Raw genomic sequence first — 21,730 nt, forward strand, 5'->3', positions numbered from 1 at the left:
CTATCCTTCTCTTCTCATACTTGCCTGCGCATCGCCAACGCTGGCGAGCGGGTCGCGCGCAAACCGCATCGTCACGCGCGTGCCCCCGGTATCGACCGAGGTGAATGTCATTTCGCCGCCATGTTCCTCGACGATCTTGTTGACGATCGCGAGGCCCAGTCCCGTGCCCTTCTCGCGCGTGGTGACATAGGGATCGAGGATGTTTTCTCGGTCCTGTGGCAAGCCGATTCCGTTGTCCTGGACCGATACGGCCAGTGCCTCATCGTCGGATTGGACCTCGACCAGAATCTTCCCGCGATAGTCAACATCCGCGGACTGCGCCTTAGTTTCGATCGCCTCGTAGGCGTTTTTCAATGTATTGGTTAGTGCCTGGCCGAGTTGATGCCGGTCGCATTGGATGCGAATGGGGCCGCCATCGGGCGCGATGAGCCGGTAGTCGATTTCCGGATGTGCAACCTCTTGGAGGAACAGCGACTGGCGCACCAGGTCGAGCGCATCCTCGGGCCGAAAGCTTGGCTTCGGAAGCCGTGCGAAGCTGGAAAACTCGTCCACCATTTTACGCAGATCGCCAACCTGTCGCACGATCGTGCTCGTCAATTCGTCGAACAGTTCGCCATCGCTTTCGATCTGCTTGCGATAGCGGCGCTTGAGACGTTCTGTGGCGAGCTGGATCGGAGTCAGCGGGTTCTTGATTTCGTGTGCGATACGCCGCGCGACATCGGACCAGGCGGCCTGTCGCTGGTCGAGCAACTGGCGCGTGATATCCTCGAAAGTGATCACGTGCCCGTCACTTTCGCGGCCGATCTTCACCGCAAGTGTCAGCAATTCGCCGTTACGGTTATGCGATACGACTCCCTGCGTCAGCCCCGCCTTCACCATGGCACCGATCTGAGGCGCCAATTCGTCGAGCGTTCCCGGCGGGCTTCTCACACCCGTGTCCTGGCCGAGCATGGATTGCGCCGGGGCGTTCATCAAAAGGATGTTGAGATCGCTGTCGACCGAGATCACGCCCGCACTGACCGATTCCAGCACCGCTTCGATGAAGCTGCGGCGCTCCTCTAGCTCCGTATTCGCGGACAGAAGCGCATCGGTCTGCTTTTCGAGCTGTGCGGTCATCCGGTTGAAGGCCCGGTTGAGCAGGCCGATTTCATCCGCACCAGTGCGCCCCTCGACCCGTAGCGCAAAGTTACCCGCGCCCACCTTGTCTGCGGCTGCGACGAGGTCTGTCAGGGGTTCCACCTGACGGTCGGCAAACCGCAGCGCGAACCATACAGCCAGTCCGACCAGGGCCAGCGATACGAAGAATAGCGCGAGATTGAAGCGTAGCTGCAGCGCGCGAGCGCGCTTGGTCAATTCATCATAGGCGGTCGAGATAGAACGCGCCGATTGCCAGCTGCGAAAGGTGCCCGCCTCGGCATTGCGCGCGGTGTAGAGGTATATCCCGGCCTCGCGGTCGATCGGCGCGACCGCCTCGATCCGCTCGGGACTGCCACGTACCGCTACTTGCGCCCCGCCCGAAAGCTGCGCCAGCGAATCCTGCGCGAAGGCTCGGGGGTCGCTCTCCTCGTTGAGGCCATAAACGACAGCGGTGCGCATCGTCGCGTCGGGCATTGCCTGCAGGATGGCGCTCTCGATGACATCGCGCGGTTCGGCCTGGTACTGGTAGACGAGCGCGAAATTCGGATCGGTCACTTGTACCCGACCGAGAATCGCGCGCATGTCCATCGCCATCGATATGGTCTCGTTGGCCAGATCGAGCTGGTTCTCCTCGTAATAGCCCTCGGCAAGCTGATTTGCATTCTCCATCAGCCCTCGCGAATCGTCGGAGAACCAGAAATCGACGCCGGACTGGAACAGGAAAGCCGCGAATCCCGCCACCAAGAGCGTCGGCACGGCCGCGATCATCGAGAAGAAAAACACCAGCCTGACATGCAGCCGCGCCGTGCTCCCCGCAGCGCGGCGTAATGCTATGCGGCGACCTGCGAGGACGAGCAGTGCCATCGCCGGGACGAGCGTGCCGATGAGCAGGCCCGCGACTTGTCGCGAAGGCAGCAGAGCGCCGTTGGGTGGGGCGTTGGTGAAGGTAGCCCAGGTGCTCGCCACCATCACGAGGAAGGCGACGGCGGCCAGCGCTTCGATATAGGCGAAGATGTTCTGCCGCCGTGCCGTCACGACGAACCTGCGCCACCAGCGCGGCGTCTGCCGCCTCGTTCCTGCTACGCTCGTCGCCATCGTGGCGCGCTTACAACTGCCCTGTTGCACATTTGCAAGTACAAAATCGACAAACGGAGGTCCGCACCAGCCGCAGTGCTGCGACTAACGCCTACGCGCGAATGCTTCCGGCGCGATGTCCAGTTCCGAGAGCCTCTTGCGCAGCGTGTTGCGATTTATGCCCAGAAGCCGCGCTGCACGCAGCTGATTGCCCTCGGTGCGTTCGAGAGCGAGTTCGAAGAGCGGCTTTTCGAAGGCTGCCAGTGCGGCGTGATACAATGCGCCATCGGCCGGGCGGGCGCTCTCGATCCACGCTTCCACGGCTGATTCGAGGCCGACCCTGTCGTCCCCTTCGTCGCGGGGTTTGGTAGGCGGAAGGATATCGTCGACCGCGCCTTTGTCGATCGTGTCTTCGCGTGCCATCAATGCGAGACGGAACACAGCATTGCGCAATTCCCGCACATTTCCCCGCCATTCGCGCGCGGTGAGCGCTGCAATGGCATCGGCACTCGCCACCCGGGCAGGCAAGCCCTCATCCGACGCCTGGCCGAGGAAATGCCGCACCAGCGCGGCGATATCCTCGCGGCGCTCGCGCAGGGGAGGCAGGTGGATCGGCACCACATTGAGGCGATAATAGAGGTCTTCGCGGAACCGGCCATCCGCAATCATCGGTGCAAGGTCGCGATTGGTTGCTGCGACGATGCGGACGTCGACCCCGATTTCCTGTCGCCCGCCGACCCGGCGGATGGTGCCCGATTGCAGAGCGCGCAGAAGCCGAGTTTGCGCCTCGGCCGGCATGTCGCCGATCTCGTCCAGAAACAGTGTCCCGCCATTGGCCTGTTCGAACTTGCCAATCTGCTGGCCGATAGCGCCGGTGAAGGCACCGCGCTCGTGTCCGAACAATTCGCTTTCGAGCAAGTCGTGCGGGATGGCCGCCATATTGACTGCGACGAACGGACCGGTCTTGCGTGCGCCGAGCTCGTGGATCGCTTCGGCGACGAGTTCCTTGCCGGTGCCGCTTTCCCCGGTAATCAACACCGTAAGGTCGTTGCGCAGCACACGGGTGATCATGCGGAATACGCCCTGCATCGCCGGGCTCCGCCCGATCAGGGGCAAGGCGCTGTCCTCACCCTCGCCCACATTCTCCGGGGCAGGTCGGCTGGCGACCGCCTGCGCAACCGCCTGTGTCAATTCATCGAGATCGAACGGCTTGGGGAAGTATTCGAAGGCATCGCTGTCGCTGGCGCGGACCGCCGTATCGAGTGTGTTCTGCGCGGACAGGACGATTACCGGGACATCGGGCGCGAGAGCGCGGACGGTATGGATCGAGGCAAGTCCGTCACCATCCTCGAGCATAACATCGGTGAGAATGACGTCGAATTGGTGTTCGGCGAGCAAGGCGTCGCGTTTGGCGAGGCTTTCGCAAGTCGTTACGTCGAAGCCTTCCTCGCGCAGGGCCTCGGTAATGACCGTGGCAATGCCCTTGTCGTCCTCGACCAGCAGAACTGAGTGCGTCATCGTTATCCCCTAACCCACGACCGGCAGGTTAATGCGGAAATGCGTTAGCTCCGCACGATCGTCGCGCTCGTGCGAGATGCGACCACCCATGTCGCGCAAGAGCTTGCGGACGAGGGCGAGGCCCAGACCCTGGCCGTGCGGCTTGCTCGAAACGAAGGGTTCGAAGACATGGTCGCGCAACGCCGGATCGATCCCCGGACCGCTATCGGTAACAGTGATTTCTATAGGCAGGCGCGTCGCCTTTCCCAGGCGGATGGTGTTGAACACCAGACCGCTGACGAAGCGAGTTCGAACGATGACGGGCTGGTCCCGATCCTTGCTCGCATCGCAAGCATTGGCGATCAGGTTGATGAGTACCTGCTCGAGCGCACCCTGGTCGGCGGCCACGGGCGGGAGCGAGGGGTCGAACTCCTCGACCAGCTCGCAGGGCTCGCTGCGCCCTGCCCTCACAGTGGCCATGGCGTTGCGGATCGCTTGGTGGAGGTTGCAGGGGCCGGTGATCTCGACCGGCTTTGCTCCCAGCTGCTGCATGCGATCGATCAGCCCTGCGATGCGGTCCACTTCGGCCGAAATCATCCGTGCGAGCGGCTTGTCCTTGCCGGCCGCCCGGCGGGTCAGTAGCTGGCTGGCCCCACGAATGGCGGATAGGGGGTTCTTGATTTCGTGCGCCAGGACGGCAGGCGCGCGGAGCTCGACCCGCTCGGTCTCGTCCTCGTCATTGTCCTGCTGGCCGGCATCGGAGAGCGTGACGACCCGCCATCCCGCAGCCCCGTGCATCGGCGAACTGCTGATGTTCACCCGGCGGTCTCCGATCGACGTCGCTATCGTGACACCGCGCGCTATGACTTGCGAGTCGGAGGTCGAAAGCTTGTCGCTCAGACGCTGGTCGGAAATCCCCACCACGTCCCAGATCCGCTTTTCGCACAACTTGCGCGCGCTGCGGCCTAGCATTTCTTCCGCCGCGTGGTTCGCTTCGACGATCCGGTCGTCCTCGTCGAGCAGCAGGACGGCGAAGATCAGCGCGGCGATCTGGGCACGCGCGTCGGGTGCGCCGACAGGCGTGCTCACGCGGCCCGGCGCCGGAGGAACGGTTCGTAGAAGCGTTCGATTTCCTCAAGAACCTTGGCAGGATCGTCGATGAAATTGACAAAGTTTCGGAACTCGGCGGAACCGTGCATTCCCTTGGTGTACCAGCCCAGATGCTTGCGCGCGATCTTGGCTCCCACTCCCTCGCCATAATGGTCGAGCATCATTGTGTAATGCTCGACCAGCGTCTCGTATTGCTCGTCGAAGCTCGGGCTTTCGAGCACTTCGCCCGTGCGCCACCAATGCATGACCTGACCCAAGAGCCACGGTTTTCCATAGGCGCCGCGGCCGATCATGATGCCGTCGGCACCGGATTGATCGAGCGCCTTTGCGGCATCGTCGATCGTGCAGATATCGCCGTTGGCAATGACCGGTATCGATACCGCTTCCTTGACCTTGCGGATGAAGGCCCAGTCGGCATGCCCCTTGTACATCTGGTTGCGCGTGCGGCCGTGGACCGTGATCATCTTGACCCCGAGGTCCTCGGCAATTCGCGCGAGTTCGGGGGCATTGAGATCGGCATGGTCCCAGCCCATACGCATCTTGACCGTGACGGGCACGTCGACTGATTTGACGGTCGCTTCCATGAGTTTGGTCGCCAGCGGCACCTCGCGCATCAGCGCGGAACCGGCGAGCTGGCCGACGACTTTGCGGACCGGGCAGCCGAAATTGATGTCGATGATCGCGGCGCCATTGCCTTCCTGCAGCTTGGCCGCCTCGGCCATGCTTGCGGGATCGCAGCCGACGAGCTGCATCGAGACCGGTTCTTCGGTCGCATCCCACGCCGCCTTCTGGATGCTCTGCCGCGTTTCGCGGATAGCGGCCTCGCTGGCAATCATCTCGGTGACGTTGAGCCCCGAGCCGTAGCGGCGCACGAGCTTGCGGAACGGCAGGTCGGTCACACCCGTCATGGGCGCGAGCACGACCGGCGTGTCGATCGACACGTCGCCGACGAGGATCGGCTTCGGCGGCGCCGGAGGAAGGGGATGCGTGGTCATGCCGGGTTTCATTGCCTAAATATTGGGCAGGCACATAGTGCGTTGCAGCGAAAACGGCAAGCGGCTAGCGCGCAGCTTTCGTATGCAGGACACGAGTCCCCTCCCCTCCTTCGCCGCCATCGTGGTCGCTGCCGGCCAAGGCCTGCGCGCCGGGCAGCCGCTGCCCAAGCAGTTCGCGCCATGGCGCGGGAAACCGGTCGTGCGGCATTCGGTCGAAACCCTGCTGGCGGCGGGCGCCAGCCCACTGGTCGTCGCCATTCCCGAAAACAGTGAAGAGGCCGCCCAGCAAGCCTTGGCGGGCCTCGACGGCTATGATCTCGTGATCGGTGGAACGACCAGGCAGCAATCCGTGGCCCGCGCGCTCGAAGCCGTTGGGATGGCAGAGCGGGTCCTCATTCACGATGCCGCCCGGCCGGACCTGCCGCGTGAGGTGATCGCGCGTCTGCTTGCCGCTCTTTCCGATCATTCCGGAGCCATACCCGTCCTGCCGGTCGTCGACAGCCTGTCGATCGACACCGACGGCGTGATGACGGGCTCTGCCGAACGCGAGAGCCTGCGCCGGGTCCAAACACCGCAGGCGTTCCGGTTTGACGACATTTTCGCCGCCCACGCCGCCTGGCAGGGCGACGCCGACGCGGGCGACGATGCGCAGGTGCTGCGCGCGGCGGGTGGCGCTGTCGTGCATGTCCCCGGCGACGAACGCCTCGCCAAACTGACATATGCGGAGGATTTCATGACCGAATTGCCCGCCGTGCGGACCGGAACGGGCTTCGATGTCCACCGGCTGACCGAAGGAGAGGAGCTGTGGTTGGGCGGCGTGCGTATCGAACACGATCGCGGCCTAGCCGGGCACAGCGATGCGGATGTTGCGCTCCACGCCATCGTCGATGCCCTTCTCGGTTCGATTGCCGATGGTGACATCGGCAGCCATTTCCCGCCCAGCGAACCGCAATGGAAGGGTGCGAGCAGCGACCGGTTCGTGCGCCACGCCGCCAGTCTGGTCCGCGACGCTGGCTATCGTGTCGGCAATATCGACCTCACGATCATTTGCGAGGCACCGAAGATCGGCCCGCACCGCGACGCCATGCGCAAGCGTATCGCCGAACTGCTCGCCGTTGACATCGGCGCGATATCGGTAAAGGCCACCACTACCGAGCGCCTTGGTTTCACCGGGCGCGGCGAGGGGATCGCGGCGCAGGCGATCGCTACCGTCCTGAGCAATTGAGGAACACCATGCCCCTCGAAGCCCTCCTCCCCGAAGATATCGATGCGCTGGCGAAACGCGTGGTCGAAGAGAACACCGCCGCCGGGCGCAAGTTCGTGCTGGCCGAAAGCTGCACCGGCGGTCTGGTAGCCGCCGCACTGACCGAGATTGCAGGGTCTTCTGCGGTGCTGGACCGCGGCTTCGTGACCTATTCGAACGAATCCAAAATGGAATGCCTCGATGTTTCGCTGGAGATCATCGAAACCTTCGGCGCGGTATCGATTGCCTGCGCCTGGGCCATGGCGAAGGGCGCCCTCGAAAAGAGCAACGCCGATGTCGCAGTAGCGATCAGCGGGGTAGCCGGCCCGGGAGGAGGAACCGACCTCAAGCCTGTCGGAACGGTTGTCTTTGCGCGCGTGGTGCGGGGTGAAGACGGCGAACCGGAGGGTGAACTCAAACTCTTCGACCCGACTACGCGCGCCGACATTCGCCGCAAGGCGACGATTTGCGCGCTGGAGCTATTGCTGCCCTAGAGGTTGGCAGCCGCGTTCTCGCGCCCGTAAAGCTCGTCCGCGCGGTCCTCGAAGGCCTGGACCATCTTGCGGAAGGCGCGGTCGAAATATTGCCCCGCCAGCGCTTCGAACACCGCATTGCGGAAGGTGAAGTCGACGCAGAAATCGACTTCGCATCCGCCGTCTTCGGTCGGAGAAAAGGTCCAGTTGTTGTCGAGGTCCTTAAGCGGCCCGTCGACATAGATCACCTCGATATGCTCGGGACGGTTCTTGAGAACGCGCGAGGTGAATTTCTCGCGAATCGCCTTGAAGCCCACCAGCATGTCGGCGATCATTTCCGTCTCGCTATCGGTTTTGACCCGCGTGGCGATCACCCAGGGAAGGAATTTTGAATAGTTGCCAACATCGGCAACCAGGTCGAACATCTGCTCCTGGCTATAGGGTAGGCGGCGCTTCTCGCGAATTCCCGGCATCAGGCGCCTTGCTTGGCCAGCTTCGCTTCTCGGGCGGCACGCATTTCGGCGAAGTCGTCGCCGGCATGGTAGCTCGAACGCGTCAGCGGGCTCGAAGCGACCTGCAGGAACCCCTTGGCCCGGGCGATCGACCCATAGGCGGCGAACTGTTTCGGCGTGACAAATTCCTCGACCTTGGCATGCCTGGGGGTCGGCTGGAGATACTGGCCCATGGTGATGAAATCGATGTCGGCGCTGCGCATGTCGTCCATTACCTGATGCACTTCGAGCCGGCCTTCCCCAAGGCCGAGCATGATGCCCGACTTGGTGAAGATTAGCGGGTTGTGCACCTTCACCTCTTCGAGCAGGCGCAGCGAGGCATAGTAGCGCGCACCCGGGCGGATCGTCGGGTAGAGCCGCGGCACCGTCTCGAGATTGTGGTTGAAGACGTCGGGCCCCGCTTCGCAGATCTCGGCGATCGACTGCTTCATCCGGCCCTTGAAGTCGGGGGTCAGGATTTCGATCGTCGTGTCAGGTGTTTCGCGGCGCAGTGCGTTGATGACCTTGACGAATTGTCCCGCTCCGCGATCGGGTAGATCGTCGCGGTCCACGCTGGTGATGACGATATGTTCGAGGCCCATCGCGGCCGCGGCGGCAGCGGTGTGTTCGGGTTCGAGCGGATCGACCGGCATCGGCATGCCCGTCTTGATGTTGCAGAACCGGCAGGCGCGCGTGCAGGTGTCGCCGAGGATCATCACCGTGGCGTGCTTCTTTGTCCAGCATTCGCCGATATTGGGGCAGGCGGCTTCCTCGCACACGGTGTGCAGGTTCAGCTCGCGCATCAGCTTGCGAGTTTCCTGATAGCCCTTGCTGACCGGAGCCTTGACGCGGATCCAGTCGGGCTTGCGCTGCATCTTGGGGCGTTCGCCATCGGGTCGGGGTGCAGAGGAGAGATCGTTCATGTCGAGGCCCATCTAGGGGGCCACCCGCCCGCGGGCAAGCGGCATAGCTATTCGCACCGCTCTTGCCGGGCCTGTGACCCCGCGCTACGGCCCCGCCATGGACGCGACAACGCTACAGACCTTCACCTCGCCCGTGGTTCTGTTTTTCGTGCTCGGCATTCTGGCAGCCCTTGCCCGATCCGACCTTGCCATTCCCGAAGCCATCGCCAAAGGCATGTCGCTCTACCTGATGGCCGCGATCGGGCTGAAAGGCGGGGTAGCGGTATCCGAATCAGGGTTCAGCGTAACCGTCGTCATCGCGCTGGTAGCCGGGATCGCCGCCGGCTTTATTCTTCCGATTCTCGCGTTCTGGCTGATCCGCGGTTTCGGACGGCTGGATCGGATCAACGCCGGTGCCGTTGCCGCCCATTACGGCTCGATCAGCGTCGTGACCTTCGTCACCGCAGTCGAAATCCTCGAATTCCAGGGCAAGCCGTCGGCGGGCTACATGGTGGCGGTGATGGCCACGATGGAAAGTCCCGCGATCCTTGCCGGGTTGCTGCTGGCGCGCGGCTTCGGTGCCGAGAACGGCCAGAGCATGCGCGAGATGCTGCATGAGGTGTTCTTCAATTCCTCGGTGGTGTTGCTGCTCGGCGCCTTCGCGATCGGGCTCATCGGGGGAACCGATGGCTTTGCCGATGTCAGCCCCTTCTTCGAGGCTGGCTTCAAGGGCGTATTGTGCATCTTCCTGCTCGACATGGGCCTGATCGCCGCGCGCAGGATGATGGATTCGCGCGCCGTGACCTGGCGCCTCGGCGCGATCGCGATCTTCCTGCCGCTGGTGAACGGCGCGGTGGGTACGATCCTGGGCACCGTTGTGGGACTGGACGTCGGCTCGGCCGCCGCGCTGGGCGTGCTGTGCGCCAGCGCCAGCTACATTGCCGTCCCGGCCGCTATGCGGCTTGCCCTGCCCGAAGCGGATCCCGGCATCTATCTGACGATGTCTCTGAGCATCACCTTCCCCTTCAACGTACTCGTCAATATCGGCTTGATCAGCGCCTTCGCATCGATGATCGCCGGCCAGGGAGGTCTCGTCCCATGATCGAAACGGTAATCCGCAAGCGGATCGAAATCCTCTCCGACGTAGCTCTGGTACGCCGCGTGACCGACGCGATCGACCGTGCCGATATCACAGGTTGGACGATCACGCCGGTGCAATCGGGCAAGGGCCGCGACGGCCACTGGCGCGAGGAGCGGGTGATGGGGACGGACAAGGTCCTCGTCCTGACCATCGCGCCCGAAGACAAGGCGATGGCCTTGGCCGAGGACATTGCCCCCATCCTCACCAGCCATGGCTTGCTCTTGTCGATGTGGGATGTTCAGGTGATCCGCGGCGAGCGATTCTGATGCCCGAATATGCCGAGCTCCTGAAGGGGTATCAGCGCTTTCGCGAACATACATATCCACGCCAGCGCGCACGGTTCGAAGAAACTGCGATGGAGGGCCAGCACCCGAAGCTGATGGTGATCGGTTGTTCGGACAGCCGTGTCGATCCCGCGCAGATCTTCGACGTCGATCCCGGCGATATCTTTGTCGTGCGCAATGTCGCGGCGCTCGTCCCGCCGTTCGAGACGACGCCGGGCCTGCATGGCGTCTCCGCCGCAGTCGAATTCGCGGTGCAGATGCTCGAGGTGAGGCAGATCGTCGTCATGGGCCACGGACGCTGCGGCGGGTGCAAGGCGGCGCTTACACAGAATTTCTCGAGCGCAGCTCCGGGTGAAGGCGGCTTCGTGGCCAACTGGATCAACCTGCTGTCCGGGGCGCGCGAGCCGGTGGCTCGCAAGTATGGTACCAACGGTCGCAAAGCGGAAATGGCGATGGAATTCGCCGCAATTCGACAGAGTCTTGCCAATCTGCGGACTTTCCCGTGGCTTGCCGAGAAGGAGCAGGCGGGCGACCTCAAGCTGCGCGGCGCGCATTTCTCGATCTACGAAGGCGTGCTCTACTCACTCGACGAAGAAACCGGCGAGTTCCTGCCCGAAGATTGAAACGCTGGACAATGGCCTTGCCCCGCCCCGTTCGCACGGCCATGTAGCGCGCCTATGGCAGAATTCGAACAGCGCAACATCGCCCTCCTGATCGACTCCGACAATGCGAGCCCGGCCGGTATCGATCCGGTCCTGACCGTCCTTGCAGAACTCGGCCAGGTCAACATCCGGCGTGCATACGGCAATTGGCGCAAAACGAGCCTCAAGGGATGGATCGACCTGATGCACCGCTATGGTATCGAGCCGCAGCAGCAGTTCGACATGACCAAGGGCAAGAACGCGACGGACATGAAGATGACCATCGATGCCATGGACATGCTCTATCGCGGGCGGGTCCACGGCTTCGGCATCATGAGCTCGGACAGCGATTTCATGCCGCTCGCCATGCGCATCCGACAGGACGGCCTACCCGTCTATGGCTTTGGAGGAGCCAAGACGCCCGAGGCTTTCCGCCAAGCCTGCACCCGCTTCATCGACGTCAACGCGCTGGTCAGGGCAGAGAAGGAGGGCAACGGCAAGAGCGGCCCGAGCAAGGATTCAAACGTGCTCGATCAGGACCTGCTCGACCTGCTGTTCGACGCCTATGCCGCCAGCAAGCGCGACGAGAACGGGTTTGCTAAGCTCGCCGAGGTCGGTCAGCGTGCGGGCAACCGCTCCAGCTTCGATACGCGCAATTACGGCTTCGCGCGCCTCACCGACCTGATCGAGGCGATCCCCAATTTCTCGGTTGAACGGCGTGCCAACGGGCAGAGCTTCGTCAAGCGACTGCGCTAAGAAAAAAGGGCGCGAACCGCAGTCCGCGCCCTTCGTTTCGAGACAGGCTTTCAGCCCTTACATGGTGGCTTCGGCAGCCTGCTGGGTCGCGTAGATGGCCCAGAGGTTGGCGATCGCCTTGCGCGCGCCCTCGACCTTGTTGAAGGTCGCTTCGGCCTCGGCATAATTGCCTTGGTCGAACTGCGCGATGCCCAGGCGCGTCATGACCATCGGCGTGTTCACACCAGGCATGTTGAGCGCTTTGGCATAAAAGGTTTCCGCATCGGCGGGACGTTCCAGACCGAGGAGCGTGTCCCCTGCCGCAAGCACCGTGTTGATCGATGCACCCGCCGCATTGGCATCCGCGATGAGGCCGTCGATGTCCGCACGGTCCTGCGCGGCACGTTCCGCCGCCTGGCGGCGCGTATCGATTACATAGGGATCGGTCCTGTCGAGCTTGCCCGCAGCATAGCCCTCGTCGATAATCGAGACGACTTCCACCGGCAGGCGGCGATAGTCGGCAGCTTCGACATATTCGAGATAGAGCTGGTCGTCGCGCAGCACGCCTACGCGCTGACCGAGGCGCAGAAGGTCGAGGATCTCGGGATTTTCGTATCCGCCGGTATTGAGCAGGATGGCGACTGCATCGCCCCAGCTGTCCGCCCCCGGATACTGGCTGACATACCAGCTCGAATACTTGTTCGCCTCCGAGGCCAGCTGGTTGTTGTAGGCCTGGGCCAGACCGCGGCGGAGCCATTCTTCGCTAACCGTCTCACCTGCCGCGACCTTGGCGTTGATGAGTTCGCTGAGGTAAGTCAGGCCCTGTTGCGGCTGACCTTCTGCGAAGTAGCTTTCGGCAACGAAGATGAGCGGGTCATTGTCCGTGTAACCGGCGTCGGCTGCTGTCTGGAGATAGGTGCGCGCCTTCGCGTAATCGTTGAGCGAATAAGCCAGCTGGCCGGCCACGAAGTTGAACTGACCGAGTTTTTCCTGGGGCACATTGCCGCTCTGAAGCATCATTTCCATGCCCTGCAGCGCGACAGGCTGGTCCTGCTGCCTTGCTGCATTCGAGTAAATGAAGCTGCCGGCGGCATAGCGATCGTCATCGTTCTCGATGGCCGCGCTCAATCCCGGGAAACCGGCCTTGAGCGTTGGGTAGTCGAGGGGCTCCGTCCCCGCGATGGCTTCGAGCGGTTTGTAGGCCTCGATGAAACCCGAAGAATATTCAGGCTTCGATTCCTCTTCCTTCTTCTGCGCGAAAGCGGGTGTTTCCAGCGCAGTCGCTGCAAGCGCACCACCAGTGGCCAGGGCTATAGCCAGAGCAAGGGTCGAGGCCGCACCATTCTTGCGGGCGAGATTAGTGAAAATCATGTATTGAACTCCCAAGAGTGGAAAGGGGGGATCGAGCGCTCCCGGCTCCGGTTCGGACTTGTCCGGGCGGCACATGCCGCGTGCGGGCTCTCATTGCAAATTCTTCTAGCGGTACCGGGCTGAACGGCCATTGAATGCCTACCCCGCCCGCGGTTCATGGTTACTATCCGTCGGATGGCTACCCATATGTGGAAAAGCGCGCGATAGAGGGGTTTGGTTCCCGCCCCCGAGTGGCGTTGCCCCCCCCTTTCGCCTAAGCTTCATCCGACCAGAACATAAGCAGTTCGCAATACGGAATTATACGTTTTGTCCGACGATACCGACATCCTGGATACCCCCGCCCCCGGCGGTCACGAATATGCACGCATCGACATCGTCGATGAGATGAAAACAAGCTACCTCGATTACGCGATGAGCGTGATCGTCAGCCGCGCACTGCCCGATGTGCGCGACGGGCTGAAGCCGGTCCACCGCCGCATCCTTTTCGCCAGCCAGGAAGGCGGCTTCGTCGCCGGTCGCCCCTATCGCAAGAGCGCCAAGATCGTCGGCGATGTCATGGGTAACTACCACCCCCACGGCGACGCTGCGATCTACGATGCCCTCGCTCGCATGACGCAGGACTGGTCGCTGCGTGTGCCGCTGATCGACGGTCAAGGGAATTTCGGGTCGATGGACCCCGACCCGCCGGCATCGATGCGCTACACCGAAGCGCGCCTCGCCCGGGTCGCCAATGCCCTGCTCGACGATCTCGACAAGGACACGGTCGACTTCGCCGACAATTACGACGGTTCGCGTCAGGAACCGACCGTGCTGCCTGCCCGCTTCCCCAACCTGCTGGTCAATGGCGCTGGCGGTATCGCGGTCGGCATGGCGACCAATATCCCGCCGCACAATCTCGGCGAAGTGATCGACGGCTGCCTGGCATTTATCGAGAATCCGGCGATCACGTCGGAAGAGCTGTTCGAGATCATCCCGGGGCCCGATTTCCCCACCGCCCCGCTGATCCTCGGCAAGTCGGGCGCGCGCGCTGCCTATACCACGGGCCGCGGCTCCATTCTCATGCGCGCCCGTCACGAGGTCGAAACCAAAGGCAATCGCCAGTCGATCGTACTCACTTCGATCCCCTTCCAGGTAGGCAAGAGCGGCCTGGTCGAGAAGATCGCCGAAGCGGCGAAGGAGAAGCGGATCGAGGGCATTTCCGACATCCGCGACGAATCCTCGCGTGAGGGCGTGCGTGTCGTTGTCGACCTCAAGCGCGATGCCTCACCAGAAGTCGTGCTCAATCAGATCTGGCGGTACTCGCCGGCGCAGGCGAGCTTCCCGGCCAATATGCTGGCAATCCGCGGCGGACGGCCCGAAGTGCTCACCCTGCGCGATTTCGTGCAGGCCTTCATCGGCTTCCGCGAGGAGGTCATCACCCGCCGTACCAAATTCGAACTGAACAAGGCGCGCGAGCGGGCGCATATCTTGCTCGGTCTCGTGGTCGCGGTTTCGAACCTCGACGAGGTCGTGGCGATGATCCGCGGCTCGTCCAATCCGGCCGATGCGCGCGCCAAGCTACTCGCCAAGGAATGGCCGATCGGCGACATCGCGCAATATATCGCGCTGGTCGAAGCGATCGAGCCGACCGACGAACAGGCCGGCGGAACCTATCGCCTGTCGGAACGACAGGTGAAGGCCATCCTCGACCTCCGTCTCCATCGTCTCACCGCGCTCGGCCGCGACGAGATCGGCGACGAACTCAAGGAGCTCAGCCTCGCAATCGAGGAATATCTCTCGATCCTCGCCGATCGTGTGAAGCTCTATGGCGTGTTGCGCGAAGAGCTCGAGGAGATTCGCAACACCTACGCTACTCCGCGCATAACCGAGATCGCCCCGGCCTGGGACGGGATCGAGGACGAGGACCTGATCGAGCGCGAGGAGATGGTCGTCACCGTGACCCATGGCGGCTACATCAAACGCACCCCGCTCGACGCCTTCCGCGCGCAGGCACGCGGCGGCAAGGGCCGCAGCGGCATGGCCACCAAGGAAGAAGACGCCGTGGTCGAGATGTTCGTCACCTCGACGCACAATCCCGTGCTGTTTTTCACCAATACCGGCCGCGTCTACCGCTTGAAGGTGTGGAAGCTGCCCGAAGGTGGCCCGCAGACCAAGGGCCGGCCGATGGTCAACCTGCTGCCGCTGGGGGACGATGAACGCGTAACCAACGTGCTCCCGCTACCGGAGGACGAAGGCGAGTGGTCCAACCTCAATATCGTCTTCGCGACCGAGCAGGGCATGGTGCGCCGCAATTCGATGGATGCATTCACCAATGTTCCGAGCAACGGCAAATATGCGATGGGCTTCGTCGAAGGTAGCGGCGACCGGCTTATCGGTGTGCGCCTGCTGACGGAGGACCAGGAGATTTTCCTTGCGTCCGACGCCGGCAAGGCAATCCGCTTCTCTGCCACCGACGCTCGCGAAACCAAGAGCCGCACGGGCATTGGCGTGCGCGGGATGAGACTGAAGGACGGCGAGCAGGTCGTCTCCATGGCAGTGCTCGATGCTGGCGAACGCGATACCGAGGTGCGCGATGCCTATCTGCGCGCAGCTGAGTGGAAAAACAACGAGAACGAGCCGACGCTCGACCCCGCAAAGGTCGCTGAAATGTCCGAGGCTGAGGAGTTCATCCTCACGCTCACCGCGAATGGGTACGGCAAGATTTCCTCGGCTTACGAATACCGGACCACCGGACGCGGCGGCCAGGGCCTGACCAATATCGGCGAACCGTCGAGCAATCCCGAACGCAACGGTCATGTGGTTGCGAGCTTCCCGGTCCGGCATGGGATGCAGCTGATGCTGGTCACCGACCAGGCGAAGCTCATCCGTTTGCCGCTCGCTTTTCGCCATCTGATCGAAGGCGGTTTCGAGAGCCACGAGGGTTTTTCGATCTCCGGCCGCACTTCCTCGGGCGTCCGCATATTCAATGTCGCCAAGGGCGAGCAGATCGTCAAAGCGGCGCGAATCGACGAGACAGAAGAACCGGAAAACGAAGCCGAAGCCGCGGTGGCCGAAGAGATCGCCAAACGGGGCGGGCTCGACAGGACCGAACCCTATACAACCAAGCATTCTGACCGGAACATCGATGGGGAAGCCGGCGGATGAGTCTGCTGGTCGAGCCCAGTGGCGACGCATGCGGTGCACGCGTCACGGGGCTCGACCTGTCGCGACCGATAACGGATGAACTAGCAGCGGAAATTCGTTCGATCTGGCTCGAACACAAGGTGCTCGCCTTTCCGAGACAGCCCATGGACGATGACGCGCTCGAAGCCTTCACCCAGGCGATGGGCGGGTTCGGCCACGACCCCTTCTTCGCTCCGATCGAGGGGCGTGAGCATGTCGCCGCGATCCTGCGCGAAGCGGACGAGCAAAGTCCGCTCTTCGCGGAAAACTGGCACAGCGACTGGAGCTTTCTGGAGCGCCCGCCTGCCGGAACCTGTCTGCTGGCGATCGACATACCGCCATCCGGCGGCGACACGCTGTTCGCGGATCAGGCCGCCGCCTTCGCCGCCCTACCTGAAGAAAGACAAGACTATCTGCGTACGCTGACGGCCATCCATAGTGCCAAGCTCGCCTACGCACCCGAAGGCACCTATGGCGAACGCGACGTGGGTCGGTCCATGGCGATCAAGACCGATGGCAGCGCGCGAGCCACGCAACCCCACCCGCTTGTCCAGCGCCATCCCGAAACCGGGGTCGAATGCCTCTATTCGACGCTCGGCTACATCGTCGGCATCGAGGGCATGGCGCAGGCCGAAGCATTCGCCCTGTTATCCGAACTCGCGCAGTGGCAGGCGCGCGACGAGTTCGTCTATCGACACAAGTGGGAGCCCGACATGCTGGTGATGTGGGACAATCGTTCGGTCTTGCACAAGGCTACCGGTGGGTACGAGGGGCATCGCAGGGAACTGCACCGGACCACCATCGCTGCTTGGCAGGGCTAGGCAGGTATCCGGTTCCTGTCCATGCGGAGCGTCTGTACGACGCCGACCGCAATCAGGAACTGCCCCCCAAAATAGAGAGGCCAGATCAGCCAGCCCGTGATCGCCTCGGGCAGCGCCGTCGCTTCGCGGGCGAAAATCAGAAGGTCGCTGACCACGAACAATACCGCGCCCACTCCTACCTGATATCGCGGGAAACGGCTGGTCCATGCCGCCGCCGCCATGGCTCCGACAAGGCCCGAATAGGCAATCGCAAGGAGCCAGTTGTCCAGCGGATAGGTCATCAGTCCCGCGATCAAGGGGGTGAGGAGCAGTAGGCACAGCGCCGTCATCGTCTGGCTGCCGCTGGCCCGCGAGCGCCGATTGCGCACATAGAGAGCTATCGCGACGAGGTGGCCCAGCGCGAAGAATGCCCCTCCGATCAGGAAACTGACTTCGAGTGCGACATCGCCGAGCGCCCCGAAGGTCAGGACGCCTGCGATCAGAAGCCCATCGAGCCCATGTCCACGAAACGCCGCGTAAATAGCGAGGAAGGTCACGCCCGCCCCCTTCCACAGCATCAGCCAGGCGCCTCCGATGGGGTCGTCGGAGACGAAGAAATAACTGACGCCCGCGACGAGGCTGACAAACAGCCAAGGGCGATGTTTGGCAAGGGCAGCGTGCGGCATGATCTCTCGCTAGGCCTTGTCGAATGGCCCATGCAAGCATTAGGGCGCGCGCAATGACCCATGATATCCACATAATCGGCGGCGGCCTGGCTGGCAGCGAGGCGGCGTGGCAGCTTGCCCGGCGCGGATTTACGGTGCGCCTGTCGGAAATGCGCGGCAGCGGTGAGATGACCCCTGCCCATCAGACCGATGGGCTGGCCGAGCTCGTCTGCTCCAACAGCTTCCGTTCCGACGACGACACCAAGAACGCCGTCGGCCTGCTGCATCACGAGATGCGGCGGCTGGACAGCATCGTCATGCGCGCCGGCGAAGTCGCACGCGTGCCCGCCGGTTCGGCGATGGCGGTCGATCGCGACATCTTCTCCGCCGAAGTTCAGCGGACGCTGGAAGAGCATCCCAATGTGACGGTGGTACGTGAGCGGGTCGATGCGCTGCCAACCGAAGGCTCCGCCATCGTCGCAACCGGTCCGCTGACTGCGCAGGCGCTGGCCGAAAGCATCGTCGGCGCGACGGGTCAGAACCGCCTCGCCTTTTTCGATGCGATTGCGCCCATCGTCCATCGCGACAGCATCGACATGAGCAAGTGCTGGATTCAGTCACGCTGGAACAAGCGGACCGAAGCCAGCAACGAGGACGGCGATTACATCAACTGCCCGATGACCAGGGAGCAATACCTCGCCTTCCACCAAGGGCTGATCGACGGCGAGAAGACCGAGTTCAAGGAATGGGAGGCGGACACCCCCTATTTCGATGGCTGCATGCCGATCGAGGTGATGGCGGCGCGCGGGGTCGAAACGCTACGCTACGGTCCGATGAAGGGCGTGGGGCTCGACAATCCCTACGACACAACCGATGAGCATCCGCAGGGCCGCTGGCCCTATGCCGTGGTCCAGCTGCGCCAGGACAACAAGCTTGGCACGCTGTGGAACATGGTCGGCTTTCAGACCAAATTGAAATATGGCGCGCAGGTCGAGCTGTTCCGGACGATTCCCGGGCTGGAGAATGCCGAATTCGCCCGGCTCGGCGGGCTGCATCGCAATACGTTCATCAATTCTCCGCTCGTGCTCGATCGCCAGCTCCGCCTGCGTGGGGCGGAGCATATCCGCTTCGCCGGCCAGATCACCGGCTGCGAGGGCTATGTCGAAAGCTCGGCGGTCGGACTGATGGCCGGTCTCATGGCCGCTGCCGAATTGTCGGGCCGTAACTGGGCCGCACCACCGCGCACGACCGCATTCGGTGCGCTGCTGGCGCACATCACCGGCGATGCCCAAGCCGACACCTTCCAGCCCATGAACGTCAATTTCGGCCTCTTCCCGCCGCTGCACGATGTGAGCAAGAAGGTTCGCAAGGAAGCCTATACGACCCGCGCCAAGGCCGATTTCGGCGAATGGCTGACGGGAATGGAGGCAGAGCCCGCCTAGCAGGCGCAGCGCCGCTTTTTCTTTGGCTTGGGCGCGGTGGTCGCGAATTCGCCAGGGGTAAGCTGGTTGTCGCCATCGGCATCGGCACCCTCGAATTTCTCGACCGTGGCCACGGCCCATTCTTCGAAATCGAGAAGGTTGTTGCCGTCCTTGTCGAGCTTTCGGAACCCGGCAGTCCGGCTGGAAAGCATTTCCGTGCGCGTGATACGCCAGTCGCGGTTGCGATCGTAGCGGAAAAAGCGGCGCTGTTCCTTGGTCAATTCGGATGCGGTCGGCGGCTCGGGGCCGACCATGTCGCCCGGGTCGGAAGCCGGGATCTCGGGCAAGGGTTCGCTGGTCTCGATGGGTTGGGGAGGCGGCGCGCCGCGTTCGATCGCGGCCCTGCCCTGCCACCAGAAGCCCCCCAGCCCGACCAGCGCAAGCGTCACCAATGCTCCGAGCACGATCCGGTTCATCGGACAAACCCCTGTAACCCCAAGCGCTTAACCTAGCGTCCGAACAGTCCCAACCGCAAGGCCACAAGTGGGCTGAATCGGTCGCCGAGCATCTCACGACCACCCGAACGTAGAGAGCGGCGCGCCAATCCGCCGAGCACGGCCAGCGGGCGTAATTCGCCTGGCAGCGCCAATCGCTGCTCGGCGAGTCGGATCCCGTGATCGAGCGCGGCGTCCCGTTCTTTTTCGTCCTGTGCGCGAATGGCCAAGTCGGCGAATGCCCACAGCTTACCGGCGCGCTGGGCCTCTGGTCGGCTTGCTGACTGCCCCGCTCGTTCGGCCAGACCCGTCGCGAGTGCCGCGCGGCCATCGACGAACCGGGCCATCGCGGCATCCTCCAGCGGCCGCGGCGAAAGCAGGGCTTCCCAACCGTCGACCAGCGCCAGCAAGGCAGGCTCGCCGCCCTCCCAGGCCTGGCCGAGCAGGTCGAGAAGGACATCTCCGCGTGGTCGCTGCGAAACAGTCTTGCCAAGCTGGTCGCGCCACCATGCCAAGCGCATCTGGCCGAGCAAAGGTTCGCTGGCGCCAAGCACCATGCGCCCGATCCGCCCGTCGAGCGCAAGCGCGCCGAGCCAGATATCCGGGTTGGGCCGCGCGCTGGCGAAAGCGACGCGCGCTACCTCCGGACATTCGTCCAGCAGGTTGCCGGCGCCCGCCCCGCTTTCTTGCGCGTCAGTCGCGATAACAGACCTTTTTCGCGGCCTTGACGATGCGCGGCGTGTCGATCAGCGCGAGCTTTTCGAGATTGGCGGCATAGGGCAGCGGCACGTCCTCGTCGGTCACCCGCAGAACCGGCGCATCGAGATGGTCGAAGCCATCCTCCATGCAGATCGCGATGACTTCCGAGGCGATCGAGCAGGTCGGCCAGCCTTCTTCCGCAATCACCAGTCGATTGGTCTTGGCAAGCGAGGTCAGGATTGCTTCCTTGTCGAGCGGGCGCAGCGTGCGCAGGTCGATAACCTCGGCATCGATGCCCTCGTCTGCCAATTCCTCGGCCGCTTCCAGCGCCAGGCCGACGGCGATGGAATAGGCCACGATGGTCACATCCGAGCCTTCGCGCATGATCCGGGCCTTGCCGATCGGCAAGACGTAATCATCCATGTCGGGGACATCGAAGCTGCGCCCGTAGACCAGCTCGTTCTCAAGGAAAACCACCGGGTCCTCGCAGCGGATCGCGGCCTTCATCAGGCCCTTGGCATCGGCCGCGTCATAGGGGGCGATCACGATCAGGCCGGGCACGCTGGCATACCACGGGCCGTAGTTCTGGCTGTGCTGCGCGCCGACCCGGCTCGCTGCGCCATTGGGTCCGCGGAAGACCACCGGGCAGCGCATCTGGCCACCCGACATGTAATTGGTCTTCGCCGCCGAATTGATGATGTGGTCGATCGCCTGCATGGCGAAGTTGAAGGTCATGAACTCGACGATCGGGCGCAGGCCACCCATCGCCGCACCCGTGCCGATACCGGCAAAGCCGTATTCGGTGATCGGCGTGTCGATCACACGCTTGGCACCGAATTCGTCGAGCAGGCCCTGCGTGACCTTGTAGGCTCCCTGATACTCGGCGACTTCCTCACCCATGACGAATACGCGTTCGTCCTTGCGCATCTCTTCGGCCATGCCGTCGCGAAGGGCTTCGCGGACCGTGGTCGAGATGAAGTCCGTGCCTTCCGGAACGTCCGGGTCCTTCACGTCAGCTTTGCGTGCAGGCTTGGCGATATCCGCTTCGCTGCCCTCGCCCGAGTTGTCGGGTCGGCCAACGTCCTTGCCTTCGCCGGGAACGTCCTCGACCGGCTCGCTTGCGGCAGGCGCCTCCACATCGGACGCGTCTTCGCCCTCGCCCGCCAGCATGGCGATGACCGTGCCGACCTTCACGCCTTCGGTGCCTTCCTCCACCATAATCTTGCCGAGCGTGCCTTCGTCGACCGCTTCGAATTCCATCGTTGCCTTGTCCGTCTCGATCTCGGCAATGATATCGCCCGCGACGATCTCGTCACCTTCGGATTTCAGCCACTTGGCAAGCGTGCCTTCCTCCATGGTGGGCGACAGCGCGGGCATCTTGAGTTCGATAGCCAT

The 21,730-nt window shown here is 63.2% G+C and carries 20 protein-coding genes; 9 read left to right on the plus strand and 11 right to left on the minus strand.

Annotated features, from left to right (window positions below; translation table 11 throughout):
• From ASS64_RS02115 to dusB, 4 genes are all read right to left on the minus strand, one after another.
• Entirely contained in the window at positions 1-2,232 is a 2,232-nt protein-coding gene (locus ASS64_RS02115; RefSeq protein WP_067689085.1) for an ATP-binding protein, read from the minus strand.
• Positions 2,233-2,316: 84 nt separating this feature from the next.
• On the minus strand, positions 2,317-3,729 hold the full coding sequence (gene ntrC, locus ASS64_RS02120) for a nitrogen regulation protein NR(I) (RefSeq protein ID WP_067689087.1): 1,413 nt from the start codon (positions 3,727-3,729) through the stop codon (positions 2,317-2,319).
• 9 nt (positions 3,730-3,738) lie between these two features.
• Positions 3,739-4,797, minus strand: a complete 1,059-nt coding sequence (locus tag ASS64_RS02125; protein WP_067689090.1) for a nitrogen regulation protein NR(II) — start codon at positions 4,795-4,797, stop codon at positions 3,739-3,741.
• Positions 4,794-5,813 carry a tRNA dihydrouridine synthase DusB gene (gene dusB, locus ASS64_RS02130; RefSeq protein ID WP_067690307.1) on the minus strand — a complete coding sequence of 340 codons (1,020 nt, stop codon included), beginning with the start codon at positions 5,811-5,813 and terminating at the stop codon, positions 4,794-4,796. Before dusB ends, ASS64_RS02125 begins: the two co-directional genes overlap by 4 nt.
• Positions 5,814-5,895: 82 nt before the next feature.
• Between dusB and ASS64_RS02135 the strand changes: the two genes are divergently transcribed.
• Together ASS64_RS02135 and ASS64_RS02140 are read left to right on the plus strand one after the other, a co-directional pair.
• On the plus strand, positions 5,896-7,038 hold the full coding sequence (locus tag ASS64_RS02135; protein WP_067689093.1) for a bifunctional 2-C-methyl-D-erythritol 4-phosphate cytidylyltransferase/2-C-methyl-D-erythritol 2,4-cyclodiphosphate synthase: 1,143 nt from the start codon (positions 5,896-5,898) through the stop codon (positions 7,036-7,038).
• 8 nt (positions 7,039-7,046) lie between these two features.
• Positions 7,047-7,550 carry a CinA family protein gene (locus tag ASS64_RS02140; protein WP_067689103.1) on the plus strand — a complete coding sequence of 168 codons (504 nt, stop codon included), beginning with the start codon at positions 7,047-7,049 and terminating at the stop codon, positions 7,548-7,550.
• Here the strand turns inward: ASS64_RS02140 and ASS64_RS02145 are convergent.
• The gene (locus ASS64_RS02145; RefSeq protein WP_067689106.1) at positions 7,547-8,002 is read right to left on the minus strand and encodes a type II toxin-antitoxin system RatA family toxin; all 456 of its coding nucleotides are present in this window, start codon (positions 8,000-8,002) and stop codon (positions 7,547-7,549) included. The two genes, ASS64_RS02140 and ASS64_RS02145, sit on opposite strands and share 4 nt — an antisense overlap.
• Positions 8,002-8,943 carry a lipoyl synthase gene (lipA, locus tag ASS64_RS02150; protein ID WP_067690310.1) on the minus strand — a complete coding sequence of 314 codons (942 nt, stop codon included), beginning with the start codon at positions 8,941-8,943 and terminating at the stop codon, positions 8,002-8,004. The genes ASS64_RS02145 and lipA overlap by 1 nt, the downstream gene beginning before the upstream one ends.
• A 97-nt stretch (positions 8,944-9,040) precedes the next feature.
• Here lipA and ASS64_RS02155 point away from each other — a divergent pair, with 97 nt between their 5' ends.
• Genes ASS64_RS02155 through ASS64_RS02170 form a run of 4 tightly spaced genes read left to right on the plus strand, consistent with a single transcriptional unit; the run spans position 9,041 to position 11,744 of the window.
• The gene (locus ASS64_RS02155; protein WP_067689109.1) at positions 9,041-10,024 is read left to right on the plus strand and encodes a sodium-dependent bicarbonate transport family permease; all 984 of its coding nucleotides are present in this window, start codon (positions 9,041-9,043) and stop codon (positions 10,022-10,024) included.
• Positions 10,021-10,329, plus strand: a complete 309-nt coding sequence (locus ASS64_RS02160) for a transcriptional regulator (protein WP_067689112.1) — start codon at positions 10,021-10,023, stop codon at positions 10,327-10,329. The genes ASS64_RS02155 and ASS64_RS02160 overlap by 4 nt, the downstream gene beginning before the upstream one ends.
• On the plus strand, positions 10,329-10,970 hold the full coding sequence (locus ASS64_RS02165) for a carbonic anhydrase (protein ID WP_067689119.1): 642 nt from the start codon (positions 10,329-10,331) through the stop codon (positions 10,968-10,970). Before ASS64_RS02160 ends, ASS64_RS02165 begins: the two co-directional genes overlap by 1 nt.
• Before the next feature lie 54 nt (positions 10,971-11,024).
• Positions 11,025-11,744 carry an NYN domain-containing protein gene (locus ASS64_RS02170; protein ID WP_067689122.1) on the plus strand — a complete coding sequence of 240 codons (720 nt, stop codon included), beginning with the start codon at positions 11,025-11,027 and terminating at the stop codon, positions 11,742-11,744.
• A gap of 57 nt (positions 11,745-11,801) precedes the next feature.
• On the opposite strand, the gene ASS64_RS02175 is transcribed toward ASS64_RS02170, so the two are convergent.
• Complete coding sequence (locus ASS64_RS02175; RefSeq protein WP_067689125.1) at positions 11,802-13,094, minus strand: hypothetical protein; 1,293 nt, start codon at positions 13,092-13,094, stop codon at positions 11,802-11,804.
• Between the two features lie 306 nt (positions 13,095-13,400).
• Between ASS64_RS02175 and gyrA the strand changes: the two genes are divergently transcribed.
• Together gyrA and ASS64_RS02185 are read left to right on the plus strand one after the other, a co-directional pair.
• On the plus strand, positions 13,401-16,238 hold the full coding sequence (gene gyrA, locus ASS64_RS02180) for a DNA gyrase subunit A (protein WP_067689128.1): 2,838 nt from the start codon (positions 13,401-13,403) through the stop codon (positions 16,236-16,238).
• Positions 16,235-17,077, plus strand: a complete 843-nt coding sequence (locus ASS64_RS02185) for a TauD/TfdA family dioxygenase (RefSeq protein WP_067689130.1) — start codon at positions 16,235-16,237, stop codon at positions 17,075-17,077. The genes gyrA and ASS64_RS02185 overlap by 4 nt, the downstream gene beginning before the upstream one ends.
• Here ASS64_RS02185 and ASS64_RS02190 read toward each other — a convergent pair.
• The gene (locus tag ASS64_RS02190) at positions 17,074-17,742 is read right to left on the minus strand and encodes a lysoplasmalogenase (RefSeq protein ID WP_067689170.1); all 669 of its coding nucleotides are present in this window, start codon (positions 17,740-17,742) and stop codon (positions 17,074-17,076) included. The two genes, ASS64_RS02185 and ASS64_RS02190, sit on opposite strands and share 4 nt — an antisense overlap.
• Positions 17,743-17,795: 53 nt before the next feature.
• On the opposite strand from ASS64_RS02190, the gene trmFO reads away from it, so the two are divergent.
• Positions 17,796-19,163 carry a methylenetetrahydrofolate--tRNA-(uracil(54)-C(5))-methyltransferase (FADH(2)-oxidizing) TrmFO gene (trmFO, locus tag ASS64_RS02195; protein ID WP_067689176.1) on the plus strand — a complete coding sequence of 456 codons (1,368 nt, stop codon included), beginning with the start codon at positions 17,796-17,798 and terminating at the stop codon, positions 19,161-19,163.
• Here the strand turns inward: trmFO and ASS64_RS02200 are convergent.
• The 3 genes from ASS64_RS02200 to ASS64_RS02210 all read right to left on the minus strand — a co-directional run bounded on the left by ASS64_RS02200 (position 19,160) and on the right by ASS64_RS02210 (position 21,730).
• Complete coding sequence (locus ASS64_RS02200) at positions 19,160-19,618, minus strand: EF-hand domain-containing protein (RefSeq protein WP_067689179.1); 459 nt, start codon at positions 19,616-19,618, stop codon at positions 19,160-19,162. The genes trmFO and ASS64_RS02200 overlap by 4 nt on opposite strands.
• Positions 19,619-19,650: 32 nt before the next feature.
• The gene (locus tag ASS64_RS02205) at positions 19,651-20,193 is read right to left on the minus strand and encodes a hypothetical protein (protein ID WP_067689182.1); all 543 of its coding nucleotides are present in this window, start codon (positions 20,191-20,193) and stop codon (positions 19,651-19,653) included.
• Between the two features lie 136 nt (positions 20,194-20,329).
• Positions 20,330-21,730 (minus strand): pyruvate dehydrogenase complex E1 component subunit beta, encoded by a 1,401-nt coding sequence (locus tag ASS64_RS02210; protein ID WP_067689185.1) that lies wholly within the window; start codon positions 21,728-21,730, stop codon positions 20,330-20,332.

Origin of the sequence: Erythrobacter sp. AP23, from assembly GCF_001542855.1 — a bacterium.
Taxonomy (GTDB): domain Bacteria; phylum Pseudomonadota; class Alphaproteobacteria; order Sphingomonadales; family Sphingomonadaceae; genus Qipengyuania.

Bases quoted from the DNA above. Each gene is read 5' to 3' on its own strand.
- ASS64_RS02115 (WP_067689085.1), bottom strand. From the start codon at position 2,232: ATGGCGACGAGCGTAGCAGGAACGAGGCGGCAGACGCCGCGCTGGTGG.
- ntrC (WP_067689087.1), bottom strand. From the start codon at position 3,729: ATGACGCACTCAGTTCTGCTGGTCGAGGACGACAAGGGCATTGCCACG.
- dusB (WP_067690307.1), bottom strand. From the start codon at position 5,813: ATGACCACGCATCCCCTTCCTCCGGCGCCGCCGAAGCCGATCCTCGTC.
- ASS64_RS02135 (WP_067689093.1), top strand. From the start codon at position 5,896: ATGCAGGACACGAGTCCCCTCCCCTCCTTCGCCGCCATCGTGGTCGCT.
- ASS64_RS02140 (WP_067689103.1), top strand. From the start codon at position 7,047: ATGCCCCTCGAAGCCCTCCTCCCCGAAGATATCGATGCGCTGGCGAAA.
- ASS64_RS02145 (WP_067689106.1), bottom strand. From the start codon at position 8,002: ATGCCGGGAATTCGCGAGAAGCGCCGCCTACCCTATAGCCAGGAGCAG.
- lipA (WP_067690310.1), bottom strand. From the start codon at position 8,943: ATGAACGATCTCTCCTCTGCACCCCGACCCGATGGCGAACGCCCCAAG.
- ASS64_RS02155 (WP_067689109.1), top strand. From the start codon at position 9,041: ATGGACGCGACAACGCTACAGACCTTCACCTCGCCCGTGGTTCTGTTT.
- ASS64_RS02160 (WP_067689112.1), top strand. From the start codon at position 10,021: ATGATCGAAACGGTAATCCGCAAGCGGATCGAAATCCTCTCCGACGTA.
- ASS64_RS02165 (WP_067689119.1), top strand. From the start codon at position 10,329: ATGCCCGAATATGCCGAGCTCCTGAAGGGGTATCAGCGCTTTCGCGAA.
- ASS64_RS02170 (WP_067689122.1), top strand. From the start codon at position 11,025: ATGGCAGAATTCGAACAGCGCAACATCGCCCTCCTGATCGACTCCGAC.
- ASS64_RS02175 (WP_067689125.1), bottom strand. From the start codon at position 13,094: ATGATTTTCACTAATCTCGCCCGCAAGAATGGTGCGGCCTCGACCCTT.
- ASS64_RS02185 (WP_067689130.1), top strand. From the start codon at position 16,235: ATGAGTCTGCTGGTCGAGCCCAGTGGCGACGCATGCGGTGCACGCGTC.
- ASS64_RS02190 (WP_067689170.1), bottom strand. From the start codon at position 17,742: ATGCCGCACGCTGCCCTTGCCAAACATCGCCCTTGGCTGTTTGTCAGC.
- trmFO (WP_067689176.1), top strand. From the start codon at position 17,796: ATGACCCATGATATCCACATAATCGGCGGCGGCCTGGCTGGCAGCGAG.
- ASS64_RS02200 (WP_067689179.1), bottom strand. From the start codon at position 19,618: ATGAACCGGATCGTGCTCGGAGCATTGGTGACGCTTGCGCTGGTCGGG.
- ASS64_RS02205 (WP_067689182.1), bottom strand. From the start codon at position 20,193: ATGGTGCTTGGCGCCAGCGAACCTTTGCTCGGCCAGATGCGCTTGGCA.
- ASS64_RS02210 (WP_067689185.1), bottom strand. From the start codon at position 21,730: ATGGCTATCGAACTCAAGATGCCCGCGCTGTCGCCCACCATGGAGGAA.